This is a genomic window from Streptomyces sp. NPDC017520, assembly GCF_044329855.1.
In the GTDB taxonomy this organism is placed as follows: Bacteria; Actinomycetota; Actinomycetes; order Streptomycetales; family Streptomycetaceae; genus Streptomyces.
The window spans coordinates 66,058-92,453 of sequence record NZ_JBIRKB010000024.1 but is presented as its reverse complement, the minus strand read 5'-3'; the positions used below and the strand labels follow the sequence as shown (position 1 = coordinate 92,453).

At 67.1% G+C, this 26,396-nt stretch carries 18 protein-coding genes and 3 pseudogenes; 13 read left to right on the top strand and 8 right to left on the bottom strand.

All coding sequences use genetic code 11. From position 1 onward, the window contains the following. Positions 1–857: 857 nt before the first annotated feature. The gene (locus ACH4KB_RS35200; protein WP_398070722.1) at positions 858–2,144 is read right to left on the bottom strand and encodes a cellulase family glycosylhydrolase; all 1,287 of its coding nucleotides are present in this window, start codon (positions 2,142–2,144) and stop codon (positions 858–860) included. A 671-nt stretch (positions 2,145–2,815) separates the two neighbouring features. Here ACH4KB_RS35200 and ACH4KB_RS35195 point away from each other — a divergent pair. The 5 genes from ACH4KB_RS35195 to ACH4KB_RS35175 all read left to right on the top strand — a co-directional run bounded on the left by ACH4KB_RS35195 (position 2,816) and on the right by ACH4KB_RS35175 (position 8,078). Further along, complete coding sequence (locus tag ACH4KB_RS35195) at positions 2,816–3,628, top strand: hypothetical protein (protein WP_398070720.1); 813 nt, start codon at positions 2,816–2,818, stop codon at positions 3,626–3,628. 369 nt (positions 3,629–3,997) lie between these two features. Beyond that, positions 3,998–4,225, top strand: a complete 228-nt coding sequence (locus tag ACH4KB_RS35190) for a cellulose binding domain-containing protein (RefSeq protein ID WP_398070718.1) — start codon at positions 3,998–4,000, stop codon at positions 4,223–4,225. Between the two features lie 249 nt (positions 4,226–4,474). After that, the gene (locus tag ACH4KB_RS35185) at positions 4,475–5,440 is read left to right on the top strand and encodes an ROK family protein (RefSeq protein WP_398070716.1); all 966 of its coding nucleotides are present in this window, start codon (positions 4,475–4,477) and stop codon (positions 5,438–5,440) included. A gap of 102 nt (positions 5,441–5,542) precedes the next feature. Further along, positions 5,543–6,736: a mannose-6-phosphate isomerase, class I gene (gene manA / locus ACH4KB_RS35180; RefSeq protein ID WP_398070714.1), complete on the top strand. Its 1,194-nt coding sequence runs from the start codon at positions 5,543–5,545 to the stop codon at positions 6,734–6,736. A 373-nt stretch (positions 6,737–7,109) separates the two neighbouring features. Continuing rightward, positions 7,110–8,078, top strand: coding sequence for a cellulase family glycosylhydrolase (locus tag ACH4KB_RS35175; protein WP_398070711.1), 969 nt, complete (start codon positions 7,110–7,112; stop codon positions 8,076–8,078). Between the two features lie 35 nt (positions 8,079–8,113). Here ACH4KB_RS35175 and ACH4KB_RS35170 read toward each other — a convergent pair whose 3' ends face one another. Continuing rightward, a complete protein-coding gene (locus ACH4KB_RS35170; protein WP_398070709.1) occupies positions 8,114–9,142 on the bottom strand; it encodes a LacI family DNA-binding transcriptional regulator in 1,029 nt (342 codons plus the stop codon). Further along, on the bottom strand, positions 9,139–11,538 hold the full coding sequence (locus ACH4KB_RS35165; RefSeq protein WP_398070707.1) for a glycoside hydrolase family 2 protein: 2,400 nt from the start codon (positions 11,536–11,538) through the stop codon (positions 9,139–9,141). The genes ACH4KB_RS35170 and ACH4KB_RS35165 overlap by 4 nt, the downstream gene beginning before the upstream one ends. Positions 11,539–11,805: 267 nt before the next feature. Between ACH4KB_RS35165 and ACH4KB_RS35160 the strand changes: the two genes are divergently transcribed. From ACH4KB_RS35160 to ACH4KB_RS35150, 3 genes are all read left to right on the top strand, one after another. Continuing rightward, entirely contained in the window at positions 11,806–13,125 is a 1,320-nt protein-coding gene (locus ACH4KB_RS35160) for an ABC transporter substrate-binding protein (protein ID WP_398070705.1), read from the top strand. Between the two features lie 92 nt (positions 13,126–13,217). Next, the gene (locus tag ACH4KB_RS35155; protein WP_398070703.1) at positions 13,218–14,192 is read left to right on the top strand and encodes a carbohydrate ABC transporter permease; all 975 of its coding nucleotides are present in this window, start codon (positions 13,218–13,220) and stop codon (positions 14,190–14,192) included. Further along, positions 14,189–15,076, top strand: a complete 888-nt coding sequence (locus ACH4KB_RS35150; protein WP_398070701.1) for a carbohydrate ABC transporter permease — start codon at positions 14,189–14,191, stop codon at positions 15,074–15,076. The genes ACH4KB_RS35155 and ACH4KB_RS35150 overlap by 4 nt, the downstream gene beginning before the upstream one ends. 27 nt (positions 15,077–15,103) lie before the next feature. On the opposite strand, the gene ACH4KB_RS35145 is transcribed toward ACH4KB_RS35150, so the two are convergent. Then, positions 15,104–15,487, bottom strand: a complete 384-nt coding sequence (locus tag ACH4KB_RS35145; protein WP_398070699.1) for a HAMP domain-containing protein — start codon at positions 15,485–15,487, stop codon at positions 15,104–15,106. 378 nt (positions 15,488–15,865) lie between these two features. Between ACH4KB_RS35145 and ACH4KB_RS35140 the strand changes: the two genes are divergently transcribed. From ACH4KB_RS35140 to ACH4KB_RS35125, 4 genes and pseudogenes are all read left to right on the top strand, one after another. Further along, the gene (locus ACH4KB_RS35140; protein ID WP_398070697.1) at positions 15,866–17,176 is read left to right on the top strand and encodes a phytase; all 1,311 of its coding nucleotides are present in this window, start codon (positions 15,866–15,868) and stop codon (positions 17,174–17,176) included. Between the two features lie 781 nt (positions 17,177–17,957). After that, positions 17,958–19,362: pseudogene (locus ACH4KB_RS35135) on the top strand (GH1 family beta-glucosidase). A 46-nt stretch (positions 19,363–19,408) separates the two neighbouring features. Further along, positions 19,409–20,395 carry an acetylxylan esterase gene (locus ACH4KB_RS35130; protein WP_398070695.1) on the top strand — a complete coding sequence of 329 codons (987 nt, stop codon included), beginning with the start codon at positions 19,409–19,411 and terminating at the stop codon, positions 20,393–20,395. A gap of 267 nt (positions 20,396–20,662) precedes the next feature. After that, positions 20,663–21,865 (top strand): IS110 family transposase, encoded by a 1,203-nt coding sequence (locus tag ACH4KB_RS35125; protein WP_398070693.1) that lies wholly within the window; start codon positions 20,663–20,665, stop codon positions 21,863–21,865. Between the two features lie 18 nt (positions 21,866–21,883). On the opposite strand, the gene ACH4KB_RS35120 is transcribed toward ACH4KB_RS35125, so the two are convergent. After that, positions 21,884–22,117 (bottom strand): hypothetical protein, encoded by a 234-nt coding sequence (locus tag ACH4KB_RS35120; protein WP_398070691.1) that lies wholly within the window; start codon positions 22,115–22,117, stop codon positions 21,884–21,886. 150 nt (positions 22,118–22,267) lie between these two features. On the opposite strand from ACH4KB_RS35120, the pseudogene ACH4KB_RS35115 reads away from it, so the two are divergent. Beyond that, positions 22,268–22,477, top strand: a pseudogene (locus ACH4KB_RS35115) (LacI family DNA-binding transcriptional regulator); the annotation flags it as partial. Here the strand turns inward: ACH4KB_RS35115 and ACH4KB_RS35110 are convergent. From ACH4KB_RS35110 to ACH4KB_RS35100, 3 genes and pseudogenes are all read right to left on the bottom strand, one after another. After that, a pseudogene (locus tag ACH4KB_RS35110) lies at positions 22,477–22,767 on the bottom strand (transposase family protein); the annotation flags it as partial. The pseudogenes ACH4KB_RS35115 and ACH4KB_RS35110 sit on opposite strands and share 1 nt — an antisense overlap. A 289-nt stretch (positions 22,768–23,056) precedes the next feature. Next, positions 23,057–24,832 carry a DUF5605 domain-containing protein gene (locus ACH4KB_RS35105; RefSeq protein WP_398070689.1) on the bottom strand — a complete coding sequence of 592 codons (1,776 nt, stop codon included), beginning with the start codon at positions 24,830–24,832 and terminating at the stop codon, positions 23,057–23,059. Positions 24,833–25,331: 499 nt separating this feature from the next. After that, positions 25,332–26,300, bottom strand: coding sequence for a sugar-binding transcriptional regulator (locus ACH4KB_RS35100; protein WP_398070687.1), 969 nt, complete (start codon positions 26,298–26,300; stop codon positions 25,332–25,334). Positions 26,301–26,396: the final 96 nt, after the last annotated feature.

Genomic DNA, 26,396 nt, shown 5'->3' with positions numbered 1-26,396 from the left:
CACCCTTTTCTGCAGGCTCCAAAATAGCCACGCATTCAACATGCGAAGTCATCGGAAAAGATGTCGGCCTGGACGAGGAAAACACCAGGTCAGAGATGCTTTGCGGTCCGGAACGAGGGCCGCAGGGCGCCCGGAGCGTCAAACGAGCATCAAAAACCCGTAGGTTTGTCGTACGAGATGCCGATGCTCCTCGTGGCCTGACCGGTACCGGCAAGGCAGCGCGGAGCGTCGCCCTCAGGGCGGCGTCCCCTGAGCGGATCTCGCCGAGGTACTTGGACCCGCTGTAATTCGGCCGTTGCTGGGCCCGCCGGCGAAGACCACGGTGTCGCCGGGCTGTTTGCAGGGCAACTGGTGACACGCTCACGACGCCGGCAGGGTCGCCGCTCACAGGAGTAGGCGGTGCTGTCGAGTTCTGGAGCTGCAGTACCCGACGCGACAGGGTCCGGACCCCCAGGAGGGACCGTCGACTGGGCAGACCCCCAACCGACAGCGACGCGATCGACGCCTGACGCATACCTCCGGGAGGAGCGTTCGTAACGAAGACGTCTCGACCTGGTCCGTGCTCTGGCCAGGGGACGGGCATAGCACGGCACGAGGTCCCGGCAGTGGCTCAACGGCCGCCGCCGGGGCCTCGTCGTTCAGTGCGGATATCCATGGCCGGCAACACCGGCCCAGGTCAGCCGGCTGCTTATGGAAAGTGGCAGACCAATTCCTGAGGGCGGGCTGCCACCGAGTCCTGCGCGCAGACCCCCACGCGGGCAGCCGAGTTCGCCGGACCGAGGGTCAGCGGTCGGATGTGCGTGCGTGAGTCCGCTAATCAGCCTGCTGAAAGGACTACGAGCCCCACGTGGCTGCTGTCAGCTGTCCGCGCCGCTGCCGGCAACGACGCAGGACTGACTGTTCTCCCAGCCCCACCCGTCACCGTCGGGGTCGGACGAGCTGCCGTTGACGCAGTACGGGTACCCGTTGGGGGCCGTACCGTCGCCTGCCCCGCCACCGCTGTCGGCGCTGCCGCCCGGGATGACGCAGGACTGACTGTTCTCCCAGCCCCATCCATCACCGTCAGGGTCGGACGAGCTGCCGTTGACGCAGTACGGGTACCCGTTGGGGGCGGTACCGTTGCCCGTGTCGCCCCCGCCGCCGGGCTCGCCTCCGCCGCCGTAGATGGAGGCGGTCTCGGACGTGGCGGCGATGCCGTTGGCTCCGTTGATGAAGCGGTTGCCCCAGCTCGTCAGGGAGTTCGGGTCGAATCCGTTGGCCATGTCGAGGTACTCGACGCCGCTGCCGTTGCCGCTCCAGGACCAGCCGATGTAGCCCACGCCCAGGGACTGCGCGGTCGCCATGATGGCGCCCTCGTCCGGATTGCCGTCGCTGTGCGCGTCGCCGAACTCACCCACCACGATGGGCAGCCCGTTGTTCACGAAGTGGTTCAGGTAGTCCTGCACCTCGGCGGCGGTGTCGTACACGCCGTACATGTGGATCGAGAAGATGGTGTTGCGGTCGGGGTCGGACGCGAATACCGAGGCAGCGTTGGCCCTCATCGTTCCGGACCAGTCCTGCCCCCAGTTAGGGGCGTCCACCATCAGGGCGTGGTTGAGTCCGGCGCTCCGCAACTTACTGATCGCGCTCTTGGTGGCACCCGTCCAGGCAGAAGCGTTCGTGTTGCCGTACGGCTCGTTGCCGATGTTGACGACGACGTAGTCCTCCTGCCCCTCCAGTGCGCTCTTCACGCTGATCCAGTAGTCGGCGGCCTTGTCCAGGGTGGTGGCGGCGCCGTCCTCTCCGTAGCCGGTGGTGTCGTGAACCTCCAGCACACAGATGACCTTGTTGGCTTTGCACTGACCGATGAGACCGGAGACCTGGGAGGCACTGGTCTTCGTCCACCGGTCGCCGCTTCCGAGGACGACGCGGACGGTGTTGGCGCCTTTGGCCGCTATGTCGGCTATGGCGGTCGTCTGCTCGGGATACCAGGTGTAGGCGTGATTGATCCCGCGCATGACGAACTCGTCGCCGTTCGCCTCGACCACCCGTCCGTCGCTGACACGGATGCCGGTGGGCGCGGCCTGGGCCTCGCCGACGGAGGGACCGACGAGCGATCCCAGTAGGCCCAGTGCGGCGGCGAACGCCATGCCCGCCGTTGCCATCAGGGTACTTCTCGGCTTTCGCATCATTTCTCCTCGAGTTCGCGTGCGGGTGCGTGGACAGGTTGAGCGGGACGAGGCCGCAGGGCGGGCAACACTCACCTGACAACGATGTCTGCCGACCTTTGGGCGCGCTTGGTGAGCGCCGGGTGCAGTGCGGTGCGGGTGGCACCGAGGGCAGGCTTCGCCGGAGTCGTGATGGTGGGGGTAGCGCCGGGCAACTGACGTCGTCCAGCCGCGACTTCGGCCAGATGTGGCTCGAACGAGTCGCCGCCACACCATGAGGCACCGGGTGTTACGTCCCTGTCAATAGCGGGTTCACGATCCGTCCACCACGCACAAAACGCCTAGCAGACTAAACCGCTAAACTTCCTGGCCAGCTGCACCGCGAACCGAAGAAGGCTCTTCACCAGCAGAAATATGGCTTGCCCGATTGATTGACAGTCATACGTCACCGCCTTACGTTCCTGCTCAATAAACCGGTGCAGAACTGGAGTTCGCCTCGTCGAGCCGCCGAGGCCAGCTCGCCCACCCGTCGGCCTTCCCGAGGCTGCGGGCCGCTCCCTTCGGCCGAGAGAGACGCGATGCGTACCCACCCCCACGCTCGAACCAGGCGTCCATGGCCTCTGGCATTACTGCCCCTGGCCGCTCTGGCGGGCATCTGCCTGACACTCGTGCGCCCAGTCCCGGCATCGGCCGCCGCCGACTCCTTCGTGACGCGGTGCGGTATCCGCTTCTGCCTGGACGGCGAGGAGTACTACTTCGCCGGGGCCAACGCGTACGGTTCGGGCTCCGGCGACACGGAGACGGAGTACATGGACAAGGCGCGCATCGACGCCCACTTCGCACGCATGCGTAACGACGGTGTCGATGTCGTCCGGCTTTGGATGTTCAGTCACGAGGACTGGCACGGCTTCGAGAAGGCCGAGGGGTGTACAACGAGCAGCAGTTCGCCCAGTTCGACTACATCATCGAGTCAGCCCGAACCCACGGGTTGCGGCTCATGCCGGTGTTCGAGAACTACTGGGAGGCATACGGCAGTATCGACACCCGCCTCCGATGGGAGGGCCTGTCCGGCGGACAGCCGGCTCGCGCCGCCTCTTCGACAAGAAGCGGTGCCCGGATGCTTCACCTCGTACAAGAACTACGTGAGCTACGCCCTGAACCGGACGAACCACTACTCCGGCGTCAAGTACAAGGACGACCCGACGATCTTCGCCTGGGATTTGATGAACGAGCCGCGCTACGAAGCCCAGAGTCCGGAGGAGGACATCGAAGGGACCACCCTACGGGCCTGGGTCGACGAGATGGGCGCCTTCATGAAGAAGATCGACCCGAACCATCTCCTGGGCGCCGGCATTGAGGGGCACGGCACGCAGTACGGGTTCGGTGGCGACGAGGGTAACCCTTCGTCCACCTTCAGCAGTCGCCGTATCTGGACTTCACCTCAGCGCATCCATACCCGACCGAGCACTGGGCGGACCTGACACTCGAAGAGACGAAGAAGCTGATCCGGGCCTGGATCAGCGACTCGCACGACAAGGTCGGCAAACCGTTCTTCATGGGCGAGTTCAACGTCCACAACGTCGACCGCGCCTCCTGGTGGTACCAGGACCGCGAGATAGACGGAAAGTTCGGCGTATCCCAGGGCGGCCCCGAACTCACCGTCTTCCGCAACCACTCCGCTCACATGACCACCAAGAGTGGCCGCACACCGCCCACCACCCCCTCCCCGACCCCGACCACGTCACCCGCGGCCGCCGCCCCAGGCGAGGTCGCCTATCAGCTGTCCGACTGGGGCCCACCTTCAACACGGACGTCACGATCCGCAACACCGGCACCGCCGCGGTCGACCGTTGGGAGCTGTTTTCCACTTCCTCGGCGACCAGGCCATCACCCAGATCTGGAACGCGACCCGAACCCAGGACGGCCGGAGCGTGACCGTGACCCACCCCACCGGCTACAACACATCCATCGCCCCACGGTCCAGCGTGAACTTCGGCTTCAGCGGTACCTCACAGACCGGCACCAACGGCGCTCCGGCGGCCTTCACCCTGAACGGCGCAGTGTGCACCTCTACCTGACCCGACCCGAACACCTCGCCGGCTCCACAGCCGAGTGCGCTTGAGCCACGAAGGACGTCGTGTGCCGTGTGCCGCCGGTGGCCGTCGGCACACGGCATGAGCGCGTTGCCCCCTTGGGCATGATTCCGCACTCCATCAACATTACTAAACCTTGACCTTAACTAAACCGAAAACTAGACAACGTTGTCAGAAGCGGTCAGAGTGTCCTCCGAAATGACGAAGCAGCTCCCCTCACGAAAGGTGTGCGACGTGACGGTGTACGGAGCACTGGACATCGGCGGCACAAAGATCGCCGGAGCTCTTGTGGACGAAGCGGGCACCGTGTTCGTGCGCGCACAGCGGCCGACGCCAGCACAGAGATCCGCCGAGGAACTCATGGCGGCGGTGGCCTCGGTCGTCGACGAACTGACGGCCCATCCGGTGTGGGACGAGATGACCTGCCTCGGCATCGCCAGCGCGGGCCCGGTCGACACCGCCGCGGGCACGGTCAGCCCGGTCAACATTCCGGCCTGGCGGCACTTTCCGCTGGTCGACAAGGTGGCCGCCCACCCGCGTCTGCCGGTGGGACTGAGGCCGGTCCTGGTCGGGGACGCCGTGGCGATGGCTGCGGCGGAGCACTGGTTGGGCGCGGCGCGGGGTTTCGAGAACGCGCTGTGCATGGTGGTGTCCACCGGGGTCGGTGGCGGCCTGATCCTCAACGGTCGGCTCCATACCGGCCGGACGGGGAACGCCGGCCACATCGGGCACATCACGGTCGATCTCGACGGTTCGCTGTGCCCGTGCGGTGCTCCCGGCTGCGTCGAGGGTTTCGCAAGCGGTACGGCAATAGCCGCGCACGCACAGGCGGCCGGGTGGTCCGCGCCTGCCGGGGTGGCTCCGAACGCGGCTGCGGTCGCGGATGCGGCGCGTGCTGGGAACCCGCAGGCGCTGGCTGCCTACGAGCGGGCGGCCCAGGCACTGGCAGCGGCCATTTCGGCGTCGGCGGCGCTCGTCGAACTCGATGTCGTGGTGATTGGTGGCGGCGTGGCACAGGCCGGCGACACGCTGTTCGCTCCCTTGCGGCGGCGCATGGCCGACTACACAGTCCTCGACTTCACACGAGGGCTGCCCGTCGTACCGGCTCTCCTTGCTCTGGACGCCGGGCTCATAGGGGCGGCTGCTGTCGCCTCCTCGCAGCTCGGAACCAGCGCGCTGGCGGCAGGGACACGCTCGTAGCGCGTTTCCCCGTGTCGCCAATCCGTAGCCCGACAGCAACGCCAGAGGGGCGCACCGCGACCGTGAGGTCGGGCCGGTGACGCCCCCGAGAGGGACCAACGCATGGACCGCATGATCAATACCGTTCGTCACTACAGTTGGGGCTCCGCCACAGCCATTCCGGAACTGGCCGGAGTCGAACCGGACGGGACTCCGCAGGCCGAGATGTGGATGGGGGCCCACCCGGCGGCTCCGTCCCTGGTCCGGCGGCAAGGGGAGCCTCAGCCCCTCGACCGGGTCATCGGGGAGGGACCCGAAATAGAGCTGGGTGAGCCGGTTCTTCGACGCTTCGGCCCTCGTCTCCCGTTCCTGCTCAAGCTGCTGGCTGCTGAGGTGCCGCTCTCACTCCAGGTGCACCCGGGCCTGGCCGGGGCCGCCGCCGGCTTCAAGCGTGAGAACGGGCAAGAGATCCCGCTCGACGCCCCCCACCGCAACTATCGCGATGGCAATCACAAGCCTGAGATGGTCGTCGCCCTCGGCTCGTTCGAGGGGCTCTGCGGCTTTCGCACGGCGCGGGACTGTGCCGGACTTCTGAGTGCATTGCACCTCGACCGCATGGATCAGTACTGCGCGATGCTGCGTTCGGTGCCGGAGGAATCCGCGCTCCGCCAGGTTTTCTCGGCGTTCCTGGCCGAGGGGCCCGCGCTCGTGGACGACGTCACGTGGGCCGTGGCACGCGAGGCACGCACGGTCGGCCCGTACCAAGCCGCTTTCGCAGGCTACGCCTCCATCGCACGGGCGCACCCCTCTGACTCCGGGCTACTGGCGGCACTGATGCTCAACCACTTCCGGCTCGCTCCCGGCGAAGGACTGTTCCTCGGAGCCGGAATCCCACATGCCTACATACGGGGCCTGGGAGTGGAAGTCATGGCGACTTCGGACAACGTGCTGCGTTGCGGGCTGACTTCCAAGCACGTGGACTCCGAGGAACTCCTCCGTGTGATTTCCTTCTCGGCCGCTCCCGTACGCACCCTTCGGCCCACCACTACGGACAGCGGCGAGGAAGTGTTCGCCACCCCCGTCGACGACTTCCGACTGTCCGTCGTGCGGCCCGGCCCCCACCGGGAAGCCGTAACGCTTGACTTCGCTGCCCCGCAGATCCTTCTCTGCACAGCCGGCACGGTCTCCGCCATCGGCCCGGAGCGCGAAATCGCGTTGCCCGCCGGCAGCTCCGTATACGCGCCCGCTGGCGAGCCCGTGACGGTGGCCGGGAATGGGACCGTCTACCGTGCCACCGTGGACGTGAGCCTCTCCTGACGCACAGTCAGGGGCCTTCTGCCAATTGAACCGGAGCTAAGCTAGATCTGTTTGACCTCACCGGTTGCCACTCCGCACTTCCGCCTCTAATGTCGTTCCAAGTCGCCAAATTGCAAGGCGACGCACCCACGCTTATCAGCAATTCGAGCGAACTGCTCATGGGTGTTCTCTGGCGATCCAGAACCTCGTCGGCCGGTGAGAGCAGCAATGACTTTCCGGCCGGCGGGGACTCATCCGCCCGGACTGCATCTCTTAATGCAGCATGCGATGCGGAAGCCTCGTTCGTTGCGCCTTCGAAACACAGTCCGGGGCAGAGGAAACCGCCATTCACGGCAGAGCGTGACGCCCCGGCCGGAGATCCGTTCCGGTCCGCGTGCACGCCACCACAGGGGAGCGAGACCTGAGGAAAATCTTGGCCACCGCAGCGGGAGCGCTGCTGGCTGTCACGGCCGCCGTGCTCACGGCACCCTCCGCGGCTCAGGCCGCGGGGGCACCTACGGGGTTCCACGTCAGTGACGGCCACCTGCTCGACGCGAACGGCAACGACTTCGTCCTGCGCGGGGTCAATCACGCGCACACCTGGTACACGACCAGGACACCGCAGGCGCTCAAGGGCATCAAGGCCCTCGGCGCCAACTCGGTTCGCGTGGTGCTGAGCACAGGCGACCAGTGGACCAGGAACGACACCGCGGACGTCGCAGCCGTCGTCGAACAATGCAAGGCCAGCCGCCTGATCTGCGTCCTTGAGGCCCACAACACCACGGGGTACGGCGAGGCCGTTGCCGCCGTCCCGCTCTCCCGCGCGGTGGACCACTGGAGGGGAATCAAAAGCGCGGTCGAGGGGCAGGAAAAGCGCATAATCCTTAACCTGGGCAACGAACCGGTAGGAAACACGGGATACGAGAAATGGACCTACGGAACCGCCGACGCTATCAAGAGCATATGGATCGCCGGATTCAGGCACACCAATATGGTGGACGCCCCCAACTGGGTCCAGGACTGGTCCGGAACCATGCGGAGAGACGCGGCCGGCGTATTCGCATCCGACCCCGACAAGAACACGGTCTTCTCGATCCACATGTACGGCGTCTACGACGCGGCCGTCGAAGTTCAGGACTATTTGAACGGGTTCGTTGCACAGAAACTTCCGATTGTCGTCGGCGAATTCGGCGACGCGCACTCGGACGGCAACCCGACGAGGACGCGAACATGGCGGCTGCCCAGCAGTTGGGAATCGGCTACATGGGTTGGTCCTGGAGTGGAAACGGCAGCGGGGCCGAGTACCTGGACCTGGCCACCGACTTCGACGAGCGCCGCAAAGAGGTCGAGGCCGTGCCCCTGAAACCCGGGGCACGGCCTCGACCAATCTGCAATGACCTACCGCTGCGGCGCTGGTGCGGTGGATCCCCTAGGAGTGAGCGAAGGAGTCGGGACCTGAAGGTCTCCGGTGGGCATGCCCTCTATCAGAGCGAAGAGGGACCGAGCAACCTCCGCACCGAAGTGGTGAACATCGTGGCTCATGGCGGACAGTGGCGGGTGGGTGATCCGGCACAGGTGGGAGTCATCCCAGGCGAGCAGGGAGAGGTCGTCCGGGACCACGAAGCCCATCTCCGCCGCGACTCCCGCGCCGGCGACCGCCATGATGTCGTTGTCATAGATGATGGCGGTGGGGCGTTCCCCCGCCAGGAGGAGTGCGCGGGTCGCACGCGCCCCTTCCTTCCCATCGAAGCCGGTCGCTATCTGGTGTCCTTCTTCAAGTCCGAGCTCCCGCACCGTCGCGGCAAAGGCTGCCGTCCGGATGGCGCTGTGCCCGAACTCGGCTGGACCACCGACCCGCGCCAGCCGCCGGTGGCCGAGCGCGGCCAGGTAGCGGACGGCCTCAGCTGTCGCCGTGGCATCGTCGGTCCACACCGCGGGGAAGGACCCCGTGAGTGACGGGTGCCCGACCGCAACCGCGGGCAGCCCTACTGCCTGAAGCGCCGGAACCCGCGCGTCGTTCTCCTTGAAGTCGACCAGGACAGCGCCGGCGATCGTCTGGCTGCGCCACCACGTCCTGTACACGTCGATCTCTTCGTCGACATCGCGCACCAGCCGCAGAAGCAGCGAACAGGACCGTTCGGCCAGCACGCTCTCGATGCCGGAGATGAAGTCCATGTAGAACGGTTCCAGGCCCAGCAGCCGGGCCGGCCGGCACAGGGCCAGCCCGATGATGTCGACTCTCTGACTGGAGAGGCTGCGTGCTGTCTGATTCGGCGCCCAGCTCAGCTCCCGCGCGGCTGCGAAGATGCGCTCGCGCGTGATATCCGAAACACCCCGTTTGTTGTTGAACGCCAACGAGACGGCACCCTTGGAGACGCCAGCACGGGCTGCGACGTCCTTGATGGTGATGCGTGCCGGACCGGTCACTTGGTATCCGCGCAGTACAGGGCGGACCGCGCGTCCTCCGCGCTGATTTGGCCACAGCCGTCGATCCGGATCCGTACCTGCTCCCCGGGGAGCAGGGTGGTGAGGCCGCGGTCGGCGGCGGCGGTGGGGCTCAGCCGGTCTGCCTGAAGCAGGAGGTCCCTGACGAGGGTGTGTGCATCAACCACGATGTCCACCTTACCTTCGCTCCCCGTGACCGTCTCCACCTCGACGGCGAAGGACGGCTGGGCGTAGGCGAACTCCTTGTCGGGCACCGGGAAGTGCGTGGTCCGCAGGCCGTCGGCGTCGGCGACGAGGAATTCCTTGGCGCTGCGCTCGTCCGGCACCAGCTCGGCGGGAACCGGGAGTCGCGCGACGGAACGCGCGGCTACGGTCACCTCGTGCGTGCCTTGGCCGACGGTGGCACCGTCGGCTTCGAGGCGGCGCAGTGTCACCGTGGTGCGCCATTCGGTGGGGGCCTGGTTGATGGCTGCGAGGACGAGGCCCTCGTCGCCGGGCTGGAGGGTCAGCAGCCGGTCCGCGTAGACACGGCGCAACTCGTGGTGGAGCGGTTTGAGGCGGCCGTCCCCGTCGATCGCGGCCCAGGAGCTCACCGGCCAGCAGTCGTTGAGCTGCCAGACCACGGTGCCGGCGCATGTCGGCCAGTGGGAGCGCCAGTGCTCGATGCCTGCGGCGACGGCACGGGCCTGGACGACCTGGGTCAGGTAGTGCCACCGGTCGAAGTCGCCCTCGGGTAGGGTGAAGTGGCGGGCGACGCCGCGGTTGAGCTTGCCGTTGCCGTCCTCGGCCTTCTGGTGATGCAGCATGCCCGGGGAGTCGGGGGCCAGCACCTCGTTCGGAAGCGCGCGCCGGAGGGTGGCCATCGTCGGCGGGGCCTGCCATCCGAACTCGGCGACGAACCGGGGAACGTTCGTGCGGTATTCAGCGTAGTCCTGGCGGTTCCACACTTCCCAGGAGTGATACGTGCCGTGATCGGGGTCGTTCGGGTGGTGGTCCCACGATCCGGACCAGGGGCTGCCCGCGGCGTAGTGCCGGGTGGGGTCGAGTTCGGCGACCAGACGGGGCAGCAGACCCAGGTAGTAGCCCTCGCCCCACGAGTCGCCCGCGAGGCCGGGCTCCCAGTCCCAGTCGCGGAACCCCCAGAGGTTCTCGTTGTTGCCGTTCCACAGGACCAGGCTGGGGTGCGGCATCAGCCGGACAACGTTGTCACGCGCCTCTGCCTCGATCTCTCCCCGCAGCGGCTGCTCCTCCGGGTAGGCGGCGCAGGCGAACAGGAAGTCCTGCCAGACCATGAGCCCGAGCTCGTCGCAGACGTCGTAGAACGCTTCGTCCTCGTAGATGCCGCCGCCCCAGATGCGCACGAGGTCGACATTGGCGTCGGCGGCCTGGCCGAGCCGGGTGCGGTAGCGCTCCGGCGTGACCCGGGAGGGGAACACATCGTCGGGGATCCAGTTGACCCCTCGGGCGAACACGCGCTCACCGTTGACGACCAAGGTGAAACCCGAGCCCCGCGCGTCGGCCGTGCGGTCAAGTTCGATGGTGCGGAAGCCGATGCGCCGGTGCCAGGTGTCCAGCTGACCGTGCTCGTCGGACAGCGTGACGTCGAGGTCGTACAGCGGCTGGTCACCGTAGCCGCGCGGCCACCAGAGCTGTGGTGCGTCGACCGCCAGGCGCAGCACGGCTTCGTCGCCCTCGAAGCGGACCTCTGCCGTTTCGCCGGCCACCGTGGCGCGAGCCAGCAGGCTCGCGTTCGCACCTCCGGTGGTGCGCTCGACCTGCAGTCTGACCTCGACGTTTCCCGTGGCTTCGTCGACGGTGACGAGCGGCCTTACGGACGCAAGACGCGCCGTCGACCAGTGCTCCAGACGCACGGGCCGCCAGATGCCCGCGGTGACGAGCGTCGGCCCCCAGTCCCAGCCGAAGCTGCTGGCCATCTTCCGGATGTACTGGAACGGCTCGGGGTAGACGTTGGGCCGGTCTCCGGTGATCGCCCGTACCGCTTCGGCCTCTGTGTAGGCGGAGGCGAAGTTCACCTCCAGCCTGCCGGCGAGCCCCGTGACGTCGAACCGGTAGGTGCGGTGCATGTTCCGGGTAGCTCCCACCTCCTGTCCGTCGAAGGTGATCCGCGCAGCGGTGTCCAGGCCCTCGAAGACGAGGTCGGTGCGCTCGTGCCGGCTGTGGTGAAGCACGTCGGTGGCATAGGTCCACGAACGCCGTCCGACCCAGGCGACCTCGGTCTCGTTCAGCTCCAGGAACGGGTCCGGAATGACTCCGGCGGCGAGCAGATCGGTGTGGACGCAGCCCGGGACCTGAGCGGGGAGCTGATCCTGGCCATGACGCAGGGTCCAGCCATCGGTAAGCGGGGTGACGTCTTTCATATGCGGCTCCAATCGCCCAGTGCGCGTGCTGGCAGATGTGTGACGTCGCACAACTTAACCCGCCACTCGATCACTGTCCATAAACCGGTCTAGTCACGGACTTGTAACGCACCGAACATTTCCAGGCCCTCTAACCTGCACCAAAGCATCACCTGGTAACGATTAGGCATCGTCCGGGAAATGAGAGCTTTACCGGTTCACACACTGGCTGTCATAGTGCCAACATCCCACCGCAGACCTGAGCCGCCATCTGAAGGAGTTGGGCACATGGGGAAGACCAAGACGCTCGCAGGTGCACTTTTGGCCATCGCGACGCTGACCGCGACGGGCTGTAGCGGCGGAGGGGCGCCCTCGACCGAGATGGCCGAGGCCCCCGCCGACCCGGGCAAGGCGACCGGCTCCATCACGGTCCTCACCCAGCGGACGGACCTGGTCCAGAGCGGGGCCATGGACGCGTACGCGGCGGAGTTCAACAAGATCTACCCGAAGGTCAAGGTGAAGTTCGAGGGCTTGACCGACTACGAGGGCGAAGTCAAGATCCGGATGAACACCGAGGACTACGGCGACGTCCTCATGATCCCGGCGTCCGTCTCCAAGAACGACTACCCCAAGTTCTTCGCCCCCCTGGGCACCTCCATCAAGATGGCGGACAAGTACCGCTTCAGCGACAAGTCCGCCGTCGACAACAAGGTCTACGGCATCGCCCAGTTCGGCACCGCCAACGGCTTCGTCTACAACAAGGCCCTGTGGAAGAAGGCGGGCATCACCGCCTGGCCCACCACACCGGACGAGTTCCTCGGCGGACTGGAGGCAATCAGGACCAAGACCGGCGCCACCCCCTACTACACCAACTTCAAGGACGGGTGGCCGCTCGTCCAGTGGACCACCAACATCGGCTCCGTCACCTGCGACGAGAACGCCACCAACAAGCTCGCCGGTCCCGTCTCCCCCTGGAAGCAGGGAAGCGAACTCCGGGTGATCGACACCCTGCTGCACGACATCGTCAAGGGGAAGCTGTCGGAGAAGGACCCCAGCACCACCAACTGGGAAGCTTCCAAGACCAAGCTCGCCAAGGGCGAGATCGGCTCCATGATGGTGGGCTCCTGGTCGATCACCCAGATGCAGGATGCCGCGAAGAAGGCGGGCAAGAACCCGGACGACATCGGCTACATGCCCCTCCCGGTCCTGAAGGGCGACGGCCACTGCGCCACCCTCGTCTCCGACTACCAGCAGGCCGTGAACGCCCACTCCAAGCACAAGGAGGCGGCTCGCGCATGGATCGACTGGTTCACCGAGAAGTCGGGCTACTCCGCCAAGGAGGGCGCCGTCCCCACCCTCAAGTCGGCCCCGATGCCGGCCACCCTCAAGGACTTCGTTGACAACGATGTCACCTATGTGGAGCGCTCCGAGTCCGACACGGGCAAGGTCAACGACATCGACAACGCCGCCGAGATCGGGCTCAACAAGCCCGACTACCGCCAGAAGCTGATCGACATCGCCCGCGGAGCCCAGAAGGGCAGCCTCGAGGACTACTTCACCGACCTGAACAAGCGGTGGGACGAGGCAGCGAAGACCGCCGGATCCTGACCCGGCGAGGGAGGCCCCGGCCGAACGACACCGGCCGGGGCCCCACCCTCCCGCGCACAAGGAATCGAGACGCGGATGACGAAAGGCCCGACATGACCAAGACGACCGAGGTCGCGAGCGTGAACACGGACCGCGCGGTGGCCTCCCGTCGCAGGACCAAAGCGAGCGGCACCAGTCACCCTCAGGGACGCCGGACGTGGGGGCAACTGCTCCGCCACGCGACTCCGTGGCTGTTCCTGGCAGCGCCCCTGGTACTGCTGATCACGTTCACCTACGTACCTGTGGGGAACATGATCTATTACAGCTTCACGGACTGGGACGGCATCAGCCCCGACCGGAACTTCACCGGAGCGGACAACTACGTCCAGATCTTCACCCGGCCCGAGCTTTTCCGGGTGTTCTTCGTGAGCTTCTACTACTTGGCAGCCTCCGTGGCGCAGATCGCCATCGCGCTCTACTTCGCCACGGTGCTCAGCTTCGATCTGCGGTTCCGCAACCTGTTCAAGGGCCTGCTCTTCTTCCCCTACCTCATCAACGGCGTGGCGATCGGGTTCGTCTTCCTGTACTTCTTCCAGGACGGCGGAACCCTGGACTCGGTCCTGTCCTGGTTCGGGGCGGACACCGACCACGCCTGGCTGGGCGACCCCGAGTCGGCGAACACCTCACTCGCCGGCGTATCCGTCTGGCGCTTCACCGGCCTGAACTTCGTCCTGTTCCTCGGCGCCATCCAGTCGATCCCCGGCGAACTCTACGAGGCCGCCCAGCTCGACGGCGCGACCCGCTGGCAGCAGTTCCGCCACATCATCGCGCCGAGCATCCGGCCCGTACTGAGCCTGAGCATCATCCTGGCGATTTCCGGTTCGCTCGCCGTTTTCGAGATCCCGTACATCATGACTGGCGGCGCGACCGGCACGTCGACGTTCGTCATCCAGACGGTGAAGCTCGCCTTCCAGTTCAACAAGACCGGGCTGGCCTCGGCCGCCGCGGTGGTGCTGCTGCTGATCATCCTGCTGATCACCTGGATCCAGCGCCGTCTCGTGCCCGACGAAAAGGTGGACCTCGTATGACCACGGCCCAGCAGACAGCTGCCACCACCCGTTCCGTGTCCGACACGCGACGCGTTCGACGCCGTGGCCGCATCGGTCAGACGCTGATCTACCTGTCGCTCGTCATCGCCTCACTGGTGGTCCTTCTCCCGCTCAGCGTCGTCTTCCTCACGTCTCTGAAAACGTCCAAGGAAGCTTCGGACGGCGGCGCGCTGTCGTTGCCGGGCAACTGGTTCAACTTCAGCAACTACGCGACCGCGTTCTCCGACGGCGCGATGCTGACGGCCTTCGGCAATACCGCGTTCATCCTGCTGTTCTCCATCAGCGGCACCGTGATCATCGGGTCGATGACGGCCTACGCCATCGACCGCTTCCACTTCCGGGCCAAGAAGCTCGTCATGGGCCTTTTCCTCATCGCCACCCTCGTACCCGGGGTCACTACCCAGGTCGCCACCTTCCAGGTGGTGAACAGCTTCGGGCTGTTCGACACGCGCTGGGCCCCGATCCTGCTCTACATGGGCACCGACATCGTCTCGATCTACGTCTTCCTGCAGTTCATCCGCGGCATCCCGGTCTCACTCGACGAAGCCGCGCGGCTGGACGGGGCGAACTCGTTCACGATCTACCGGAAGATCATCTTCCCGCTACTCAAGCCGGCGATCGCAACCGTGGTGATCATCAAGGGGATCACCGTCTACAACGACTTCTACATCCCCTTCCTCTACATGCCCTCCCAGGAACTCGGCACGGTCTCCACCGCCCTGTTCCGGTTCAAAGGACCGTTCGGAGCCCACTGGGAGAACATCTCGGCCGGAGCGGTTCTTGTCATCATCCCCACGCTGGTCATCTTCCTGTTCCTCCAGCGCTACATCTACAACGGCTTCGCCCAAGGCGCGACCAAGTAGGGAGCGGGCCGTCCTCCTGCATGCCCGTCAGGTCAGAGCCTCCGTCAGCCCGATCAGCTCCGAATTCCGGGCGATCGCGCCAACCTCGTCGTCATGGCGCGGAGGGAGCATGGTGAGGCGGTCTCCGTCGGCGAGCGCGTCGGCCTGCCGGGTCAGGGCCTTCAGAGGCCGCACCACCACGAGGTACGTCCAGCCGAGGCATAGGGCACCGGCGGCGAGCCCGAGCAGTCCGGCCAGCACCGTGCGGTTCCGCAGGCGGTACTCCGGCAGGGCGAGCGCCGCGGTCGGCGGCCGCCGACTGACCACTGCCCAGCCGAGCGCTTCCGCGGCTCCGCCCGTCCCCCATGGGTCTCTCTCCTGCTCGACGTCAACGGGCGGCATGCGCCCGCCGAGCGAACTGGTCAGGCCCATCGCAGGAGTTGGGGCGAAGGCCGGCGTGGCCCCGGGGGCAGCGGCGAAGTCTGGGATTCATCCAACGTCTCCGCGAGGGGCGAGGACGGTACGTCCACGAGGCGAGTGCGTGAAGCCGTGATGAAGCATCGTCGATCTGTTCGGCCGCGGCCCGCCGGTGTCCACGGGAGGGACGACGGGCACGCATGCCGGGGGTCGCCGGGCACGGGTCGCGAACGAGCCCCTCCCTGCGACGGGCCTCTGTGACGCACAGCATGCGATCGTTCACCGCGTGTACACCGGAGTCCGGTGTTACCCGCCGCGCGGCCGCTGCCTTACGGACACTCTCCGGCACCAGGCTCTCGCAGGTCCAACAACCCCCCTGCAGAGGAGACTTGAGTGACTCACTCCACCATCGTCCGATCAGCCGTGCTGACCGTGACCACGGCTCTCGCGGCGGCGGCACTGGCCGTGCCCGCCGAGGCCCAGCACCGCACATACGCCGGCACCCTGCCCGCCGTGACCCCCCGTGCGGAGACACCTGTGCTGCACGACGGCGACGAGGGCGGCAACGCCGACGCGGACGACCCGGCCATCTGGCGCAACGCCGCCGCCCCCGGCCGCAGCCTCGTCATCGCCACCGCCAAGGAGGGCGGTCTGCGCGTCTACGATCTGGACGCACGACCGGTGCAGTCGGTAGCCGCGCCCCCCGCCGCGGGCGAGGAAGACGCCCCCGGCCGATTCAACAACGTGGACCTCGTGCACGGCCTGCGCCTCTCCTCCGGGAAGGCCGACCTGGCCGTCACCAGCGACCGGGGCCACGACCGGCTGCGTTTCTACCGCATCGACCGCGACCGGGCCGGCGGCCCACTGACAGACGTCACCGCCCCCGCCGCCCCGCCTGTATTCTCACAGGGCCAAGCCGAGATCAACGACCAGCGGACCGCCTACGGCCTGGCGACCTGGACGGACCCGACGACCGGGAAGTCCTTCGCCCTGGTCAGCCGCCGCGAGCGCACCAGCATCGCCCTCCTGGAACTGCTGCCAGCCACGGACGGCAAGGTCACCTACCGCAAGCTCCGCACCCTGGACCTGCCCTCCTCCTTCCGGCTGCCCGACGGCACCTCGTGGTCCCCGTGCGGCGAGCCCGGCGAGCTGCCGCAGGTCGAGGGCATGGTCGTCGACCCGGCCAACGGCATGCTCTACGCCGGCCAGGAAGACATCGGAGTTTGGCGGATGCGTGCCGACCTCACCGGCACGCCGAAGCTGATTGACAAGGTCCGCGAGTACGGCGTTCCCGGCGCCTACGACGAGGAGACCGAGGAGTGCACGCCGGGCACCGACCCCGGCTTCGGCGGCACGAAGATCTCCGCGGACGTCGAGGGACTGACGCTGCTCACCGAGTCCGACGGCGACGGCTACATCCTCGCCTCCAGCCAGGGCGACAACACCTTCGCCGCCTACGACCGCGAGCTGGAGGACGCCAACGAGTACGAGGGCGGCTTCCGGGTCACCGCCGCGAACGACACCCTCGACGGCTCCGAGGAGTGCGACGGTGCCGCCGTCCTCAACGCCCCGCTCGGCTCCCAGTACCCCAACGGCCTCCTCGTCGTCCAGGACGGACACGACGCCCCTGGCGACAGCGACCGCGACTCGACCAACTTCAAGTTCGTCGACCTCGAAAAGGTCATGGACGCCCTCGACGACTGACCGCCTTAACGGGGCCCGTCTGGACCGCCCGCATGCCGACGCGCGGTCCGGACGGGCCCCGCGCGTCGGCGTTCCCTTGAACAGCATGGGTTCATGTGACGGGCCGCAAGCCGGTGGCGCCGACCTCCGCGGCGGCCGAGCACCGGTTCGAGACGGTGAAGGGACCAACCGCAAATTCCGCGCTCGCGAGCCCCGCTCCCGGTCGTCGCACGACATCGTCACGGAGGCACAGGCGCCGAGCCGGTCCGCGACTTCTTGGGACGCTGCCTGAGCGGCGGTCAGGTGGGGGCCTTCGGTGCTTGCCGGGCCAGTGTTCCCGTACTCGGCGACGCGCTCCTCCCTCCAGGAGAAGCCGCCCATGCCGGACAAGGGCGCGCGCTTGATCGCCGCGCTGAGCTCGGAGTCGCGGACGGCTCTATGGTATTGAACTTCGCTGACAAGGCCGTCCTGGGGCTGGCCGGCCCGGAGACCATGAACGAGTTAGTTCTCAGCCGGAGGGAGTTCGGCACCGCCCAGGCCGCGCTTTTCAGCCTGTAGGAACCCGCGGCTCCGTCCACCAGCGCGCCTGCCGCCCTCGTCCCACCAATGTCCAGGACCGCGTACAGAACGATCCGCCCCTTCATGAGGCCCCGGAGCCCGCCGCCCCGTTCCACCCGACCACCGCCCCGAGTCTGACAACGTTGTCCAGCGTTTGGTCTAGTTTAGTTTCGGTTTAGCAGATTCTCGAATTTGCCATTCATTCCTCCTGTACAAACTCAATGTATCGGTTAAGGATCGACCGGTGACTGCACTCTCTTCCCTGCCGCCTCGCTTCGTGTTCGGCGCTGCCACCGCCGCCTACCAGATCGAGGGGGGCGCCCAAGAGGACGGCCGCGGGGTGTCCATCTGGGACACCTTCTGTCGTACGCCCGGCCGTGTCCGGGGTGGCGACACCGGCGACGACGCGTGTGACCACTTCCACCGCTACCCCGAGGACATCGCGCTGCTGCGCGAACTGCGCGTCGGTTCCTACCGGTTCTCCGTTTCCTGGCCGCGCATCCAGGCCGCCGGCTCGGGGCCCGCCAACCCCAAGGGCATCGGCTTCTACGACAGGTTGGTGGATGGCCTCCTCCATGCCGGCATCGAACCGGCCCTGACGCTACCACTGGGACCTGCCGCAGGCCCTGGAGGACGCAGGCGGATGGCGCGTACGGGAGACCGCCGAGCGGTTCGCCGATTACACGCACCTGCTCGCCACCGCGCTCGCCGACCGGGTGCCTCGCTGGATCACCCTCAACGAGCCGTGGTGCAGCGCCTTCCTCGGCCACGCCGACGGCCACCACGCCCCCGGCACCCAGGAAGGCAGACCCGCGCTCGCCGCCGCCCACCATCTGCTGGTCGGGCACGGTCTGGCGCTCCAGGCACTGCGGGCGGCAGGCGTCCGCGAGGCTGGCATCACCCTCAACCTCGACCGGATCACACCCGCCTCCGCCGACCCGCGCGATGTCGGGGCCGCCCTGCGCGCGCAGACCCAGCGCAATCTCGTATGGACGGAGCCGCTGCTGCGCGGTCGATACCCAGACAGCGAGGGCGACACCTGGGAGGAACTCGTCGCGCGCCCCGACTTCCGCCGCGACGGTGACCTCCAACTGATCTCCACTCCCATGGACTTCCTCGGCATCAACTACTACACGCCCTCCGTGGTGCGCGCCGCTCCCTACCGGGAGCCGGACGCTGCTCTGCGTACGGCGATGGACAACCGGTTCGAAGCCGTGCCGATCCCCGGCGTCCGGCGCACCGCGATGGGGTGGCCAGTGGTGCCCGACTCGCTGCACGACTTGCTGGTCACGCTCAAGGAGCAGTACGTCACCGCGCTCCCGCCGCTCTTCCTCACCGAGAACGGCAGCGCGGAGGAGGACCCGGCGCCCGCCGACGGAACCGTGCGTGACGAGGGGCGCGTCGGCTATCTGCGCGACCATCTGGCGGCGGTCGCCCGCGCTGTCGCCGACGGTGTCGACGTACGCGGCTACTACGTGTGGTCCCTGCTCGACAACTTCGAGTGGGCCTACGGCTACAGCAAGCGTTTCGGACTCGTCCACATCGACTACGAGACACTGCGCCGCACCCCCAAGGACAGCTACCGCTGGTACCGGCGCTTCATCGCGGCACACCGCGGCGCCTCGACCGCCGACCAGACGGCCAACTAGTGTCGGCGCCCTGTGCGCTTGACCGATTCATCCCTGGAAGTACGCCATGCCGCTCACCGACCTTCCGCTCGACCAGCTCCACATCTACCGCCCGGAGGTGCCGGAGCCGCCCGACTTCGACGCCTTCTGGACGACGACCCTCGCAGAGGCCCGCGCGGCCGAGGGTGAAGGTGAGGTGAGCGTGCGGCCGGTTTACGACACACTGCTGAACACGGTCGACGTGTACGACGTCCGTTTCCCGGGCTGGCGCGGCGAGCCGGTTGCGGCCTGGCTGCTGGTGCCCCGCCAGGCCAAGGGGCCACTGCCCACGGTGGTCACCTTCGCCGGGTACAGCGGCGGCCGAGGGGTGCCCACGGACCACCTGTTGTTCCCCTCGGCCGGGTACGCCCAGCTGGTGGTGGACAGCCGCGGGCAGGGACACGAGACGCCCGACCGGGGCGAGGGCGCGGGAACCCAGTGGGTGGAGGGGTTCATGACGCGCGGCATCGAGAACCCGCACCACCACTACTACCGGCGGCTGATGACGGACTGCGTGCGGGCCGTGGACGCCGCACGCGTCCTGCCGCACGTCGACGAGAACCGTGTCGTCGTCCAGGGTGGCAGCCAGGGTGGTGGCCTCGCCCTGGCCGTCGCGGGCCTCTCCGGGGACGCGGTGTCGGGCGTCCTGTCCGACGTGCCGTTCCTGTGTCACTACCGGCGCGGCGCCGATGTCGCCTCCGAGGGCCCGTACATGGAGCTGGCCAAGTACTTGCGCTGGCACAGTCGCGAGTCGCCAGACCATGCCTTCGCCACCCTCGGCCACTTCGACGGGTTGCACTTCGGCGCCCGCGCCACTGCCCCCGCCCTGTTCAGTGTCGGCCTCATGGACCCGATCTGCCCGCCCTCCACTGTGTTCGCGGCCTACCACAGCTACGCGGGGGCCAAGGACATCACGGTGTGGCGCTTCGCCGACCACGGCGGCGGCTACGGGTCCACGCCGCGCATCCACCTGAAGTGGCTGCGCGAGCAGGGCCTGGCCCCCGAACCGGCCTAAGCGCCGGGCACACACCAGGTCCCCCCCCCGTTACCTTTTTCGTGGCTCCGCAATGGGGCCTCCGGCCTTCGGGTCCGGCATGACTTCCCCCTCCTGTTGTTGATGATCCGGGGGGGTGGTGTCACCGGGTCCGGAGGCATCGACGGACCGCTGATGAGGGGCTTGAGCACCGGCTTCACCCAAGACCGGAACAGCTCTCCGTAACGTGGATGTGGCAGTTCGGTGCCGAGGCAAGGCCGGATGAAAGCGTGATGGAGGGGCCTGCACGTGTTCGACACCAGCACCATCGACGTTTTCCTCGGCCTGGACGTCGGCAAGGGCGAACACCACGCCACCGCCGTCACCCCGGCCGGCAAGAAGGCGTTCGACAAGCGCCTGCCCAACACCGAGCCCAAGCTCCGCGAGCTGTTCGCGAAACTCCAGGCCAAGCACGGAACGGTGCTGGTCGTGGTCGACCAGCCGGCCTCGATCGGCGCCCTGCCGCTGGCGGTCGCCCGGGACATGGGCTGCCCGGTCGCCTACCTGCCGGGGCTGACGATGCGGCGGATCGCCGACCTCTACCCGGGTGAGGCGAAGACGGACGCGAGGGACGCGTTCATCATCGCGGACGCGGCCCGCGCGATGCCCCACACGCTGCGGGCGATCGACGGCGAGGACGAGACGATCGCCGAGCTGGAGATGATCGTCGGGTTCGACGACGACCTCGCAGGGGAAGCGACCAGGGTCGCGAACCGGCTGCACGGCCTGCTGACCCAGATCCATCCCTCGCTGGAACGGGTGCTGGGGCCGCGTTTGCAGCACCCGGCCATCCTCACGCTGCTGGAACGGTTCGGCTCCCCGGACCAGATACGCAAGGCCGGCAGACGGCGACTGGTCACGCTGCTGCAGCCGAAGGCCCCGAGGATGGCCGAGCGCCTGGTCGAGGAGATCTTCGCCGCCCTGGACGAGCAGACCGTGACGGTCCCTGGCACCGAGGCTGCCGCGTTGATCGTCCCGAGCTTGGCCGGATCCCTGGCCGCTGTCCTTGACCAGCGGAAACTGCTGGCCGGGCGGATCGAGGAACTCCTGGAGGCCCACCCTCTTTCCAAGGTCCTGACCTCGATGTCGGGCATCGGCGTCAGGACCGGAGCCCGCATCCTGATCGAGGTCGGCGACGGCAGCACTTTCCCCACCGCCGGCCACCTCGCCGCCTACGCAGGGCTCGCCCCGGCAACCCGGAGCTCGGGCTCCTCGATCCGCGGCGAACAGCCCTCCCGGAGAGGAAACAAACAGCTCAAACGGGCCTTCTTCCTCTCCGCGTTCGCCGCACTCGGCGACCCGGCATCAAGGGCCTACTACGACAAGAAAATCGCCCAAGGGAAGCACCACACCCAGGCCCTGCTCTGCCTCGCCAGACGCCGGGCCGACGTCCTGTTCGCGATGCTCCGCGACGGCACCTTCTACGAGCCCCAACCCACTGCGGCCAGGTGAGGAGTCCGGACCGCTCGATCAGCCCTCCGGCCGAAGCCGCTGCCGAGCAGCCGCAAGCCGCTGGTCATAATCAGGCGCGAACAGCTCAGGAAGTGCCTTGTCGAGCGTTCCGGCAATCCGATGAATCGGCGCCCAGACCGCCGGATCGTCGACAACGCGGCTGAGGTCCGTCATCTGGAGCTTCTCCAGCCAGTGCGACAGCACCAGTGCCTCGTCACTCGTGAGCTTGATCGTGACCTGGCTATCACCCATGCACACCCCTACGGCTCGGCCCGCCCCTGACCGCACGAACCTACTGGCCTTGGACCTTGACCAAACACATAGGGGCACCCCCCCATACGGCCGATGGGTAGGGTCGGCCCCGGCAGAGCGAACCGGTTGCGTGTGTACAGGAGTGGGCTGATGAAGCGGCCGACAATCCCAGACATCGCGCAGCGGGCGGGTGTCTCCAAGGTCGCGGTGTCGTACGACATCAACGATCGGCCGGGCGTCTCCGCGCAGACCCGGGCGACCCTCAGGGCGACCGCCGACGAACTCGGCTGGCGCCCCAGCAGTGCGGCTTGCGCCCTCACCGGAGCGTCCGCGCGGGCGGTGGGACTCGCGGTCTGCCGGGGTCAGGCGCGTGGTGCGGCGCTGAAGGCGCTCCATCAGCCCGGGGACCTGTTCACGGAAGGTCTGCCGCCGGCATCCCAGGACCCGGAAGACCAAGCGTCGTACCCGGCCGTGGACCACGACCTTTCGGCCGTCGACCGGCACATCCGCCACGGTACGCCGGTGGTACCCGTACACCTTCCCCGTCAGCACCCTGCACATCGGGCAGACCAAGGGCCATTCCTGGTCCGGGCCGCCACCCGGATCACCTCGCCGTCATCCACTACCTCCGCGATGACCAACGCTGACAGCCCGGAAACACCTTTCCCACAAGGGAGTTGACATCAAGCATGTCATGTCAACGAGTCCCCCCACACATCGTCACCACCGACTACGGAACAGAGCCCCTCATTTTACAGACCCCCCGTGCCCGGCCGGCGGGCAAAGGAGACCACTGCACTTGGTGCAGGGACAAGGACTGCCGTGAGTTTGTGACGTACTTCGGGTGAAGGTGGAACGATCCGCCGCGAAAGGCCCGCCTGTTGGGCGGCAGGCGGGTCGAACAGTCAGCCATCGACGCTCCGCGAGGGAGTCAGCGGCTCAGCTGTCGGCGTCGCCGAGCACGCGCCTGAGGCGTACCGCCATGTACTCGCGACCCGGGAGATCCACCTTGGTCCGCCCCTGAGCCGCCTGCATCTGCGTTTCGACGGTCATGCTCCAGGTGTCGACAAGATCGACGTCCCACTGGGTGTTGGGGGGAAGCTGGATCCAACGGAAGGCGGGACAGCTGAAGCCGAAGTAGATGATCTGATGATCGCTGTCACCACCGCACACCACGTCCCAGCTGGAGGGCAAGGGTTCGATGCGGCCGCTGGGGACTTCACTGGTGATGCGGGCCAGGAAGCCAAATCGCTCGGCCGATTCGCCGTGCAGTGCGCCGCCCTTCGACCACCACAGAATGTCCCTTTCGTTGCAGTAAGTCTCACCGTGATTGACGTAGCCTCCTCGGATGGCGCCCTCCCAGCACCGGCGCACCAGTTCGCGTGCGCTGAGGTTGCCCCAGCCGAGGTCGATGTCGCCCTCGTAGCCGCACTCGTCGATGACGACGGGCTTGCCGTATGCCTCCCGCCACTCAAGGGTGTTCTCGGCGGTTCGGTAGGTGTCGACCCTCTGGATGCTGCAGTGCGTGATCCAGGGTCGCGTGTGGTCGAAGAACTGCACGCCGTTGTGGATCGAGGTCAGATGGCCGGCGTGGTCGTCCGCCCCAAATACTGACGCGATCCGCTCCCAGTCGTCCGCGGTCTTATGCGGCAGGAAGTCGTACTCGTTGGCCAGCGCCCACCACACGTTGCGGTGCGCGGCGAGCCGTCGCACCACGTACTTCGTGTAGAGGTCGTCCGCCCACGCTGGCATGGCGGAGAAACCCCACCGGTCGTAGCAGTGGAAGAGGATTACGTCCGCCTCCACCCCGATCGCTCCGAGCTGTTCGACGCACCGGTCCAGGTGCTGGAAGAACGCGACGTCGAAGCGGCTGAAGTCGAAGGATCCGTCCCCGTTCCGCACATAGGGGAAGAGAGCCGGCTCCTCGGTGTTGAAGAAGTACGACTTCGGGAAGACGCACATCCGGACCTTGGTGAAGGGCGATTCCTCCAGGGTTCGAAGCGTGGCCGTCTGCAGCTCAGGGGTCTGGTGTGTCCAGGCGTACGCGGTCGTGCCCAGCGGGAGGTACCGGGTGCCGTCCTGGTAGGCGAAATGGTAGGTGTCGTCGACGGCGACCTGGCCGCGGTTTCCCGCCGAGACCGCGGCGGCCTCCAACGATCCGGTCAGCCCGTCGAGGGAGCGGGCGTTGCACCGGGTCTCGAACGTCCACGTCCCGGTCTCGGGGGGCTGGAAGCGGAGACGGTAGGTTCCCTCTCCGTCGTAGAAGCCGCCGACCCGGACGTCCTGCGAGCCTGCGCGCCGGAACACCGCGTCGAGCTCGACGTCGATGAACGGGTTGCCGTGGCTGGGACCCTGCAGCACGACCTCGGCGACCCCCCACTTCTCGGCTCCGGTCGCCTCGGCCACCTTGGCCGACGCCCGGGGGACCTGGACGGACTCGTAGTCCGCGCCGGGCTCGTGCGGCGCCTCCTGAAGCGCGATACGCGCGTGGGAATTCGTGGGCACCACCCCGGCGAGGTCCTTCCACAGCGCGCCCAGGTCCGCGAGGGACTGCCCGAGTGGGGGGTTGTGCCCCAGCATCGCGCCGAGCGGAATGAACGGCAGGACAGCGAAGTCGAGCATGTCCAGGATGCCGGGCAGATGACGCTCCAGGACGGCTGCAGCCTCCTTCTCGGCCATCAGGTCAGCAAGTGGGGTGTGGGGACCGAAAGACATCGGAGTCTCCTAGGGGGACGAAATTGTGCGCGCAGGCTGGCTGGGCGCGGGTCGAATTGAGATATTGAGCCTTTTCCAACCTGAGGCACCTGCCAGTCGGAGGGCCTCGCAGCAACTCCCCGGAGGCGCCAGTCAACTGGTGAAGACCTGGGCAGAAGCCTGTGCTGGACTCGGGTAGCCGATCAACGACAGTGCACTGACCATTGCGGATGCCGGGTTTGAAAAGGCTCATTGCTTTCCCGGGCGAACAGAGATGCCGACCGGTATCGGTGCGGCACCACACGGTAATTTCGCAGCCGGAAGACGGCGTGCACCGGAACCGTTTGGGGATACGGGTTTGGGGAAGTTGCCGGGCCGTAGACGTGGAGCGGGTCGAGTGGGCCGATCGAACGCCTTCGTGACGCGGATGGATCGGTGCTGTGGTCGGCCGGTTCTCCAGTCCGGCCGGGTCACCGTAGCCGTGCTCGTCCCGTTGGCGAGGGCGGGCGCCGTGCGGCGATCAGTCGTTCAGCAGGCTCCGAGCCACGTCGAAGTCGGTGATCAGGATGTTGACCCATCCACCGCGTACGGCCGCCCGGATGGCAGCCGTCTTCTCCGTCCCGCCGGCCACCCCGATACGGCGTTCTACCGCGAGTAGTTGGTCGGGCTCGATTCCGATAAGCCGATTGTCGAAGGGAGCGCGGACGAAAGCACCGTCGGCGTTGAAGTAGCGAGCGCAGACGTCGCCGACGGCGCCGATTTTCCCGAGCTGCCTCTGGTCCGCGGCTGTGATGGCGTTACCCGAACTGCGCAGCAGCGGTGAGGGATCCACACCACCGATGCCCAGGAGGGCCAACGTCAGCTTGGACCACGCCTGCATGACCTCGGTCATCGCCGGTTCGTGCGACAACAGATCGCGCAGCTCCTGGCTCCCGACCAACGCGGGCGACGGCGCGAACACCGGACGTGCACCGGAGAGCTCCGCCAGACGGCTGGTCAGACGGGTGGCGTGCAGCTGCACTTCGGGACTGCCAGAGCCGCCGACCATTTGCACGACCTGGTGGGCCAGAGCCGATGTCCTGGCCCTCATGACCTTGACCGATTCGAGGAGGGTAGCGCTCCAGGAGGAGACGCCGATAACGTCTCCGCCCTTGAGTGTCGCGTCCAGGTAGGTGGCGGTCGCCGCCGCGAGGGCGGGGATGACGTCTATACCCGTGCCTTCCACCTCGACCACGACGGCGTCGCGCAGACCGTACTTCTCGACGAGGGCTTCCTCGATCTCCGCGTGAACTCCCTCGGGGGAGACCACCACGGTGCGAACCACTCCTCGGTCGGCCGCTTCCTTCAGAAGCCGGGACACGCGAGGCTGAGACATGCTGAGGTGTTCCGCGATCTCAGGTTGGCGGAGTCCGCGCTCGTGGTACATCCGGGCCACCTTGACCAGCAGCCGCAGATGGTCAGGAGCAGGAGTGGCGGGCGTCGTCGTCACTGTTCCTCCGTCCGTGTTCCCCATGGCCGCCGCGGCGCTCGTCCTCGCCATGGAACACCTTATCGTCGTGGTTATGAGCTCGCCGAGCCCGGTTGA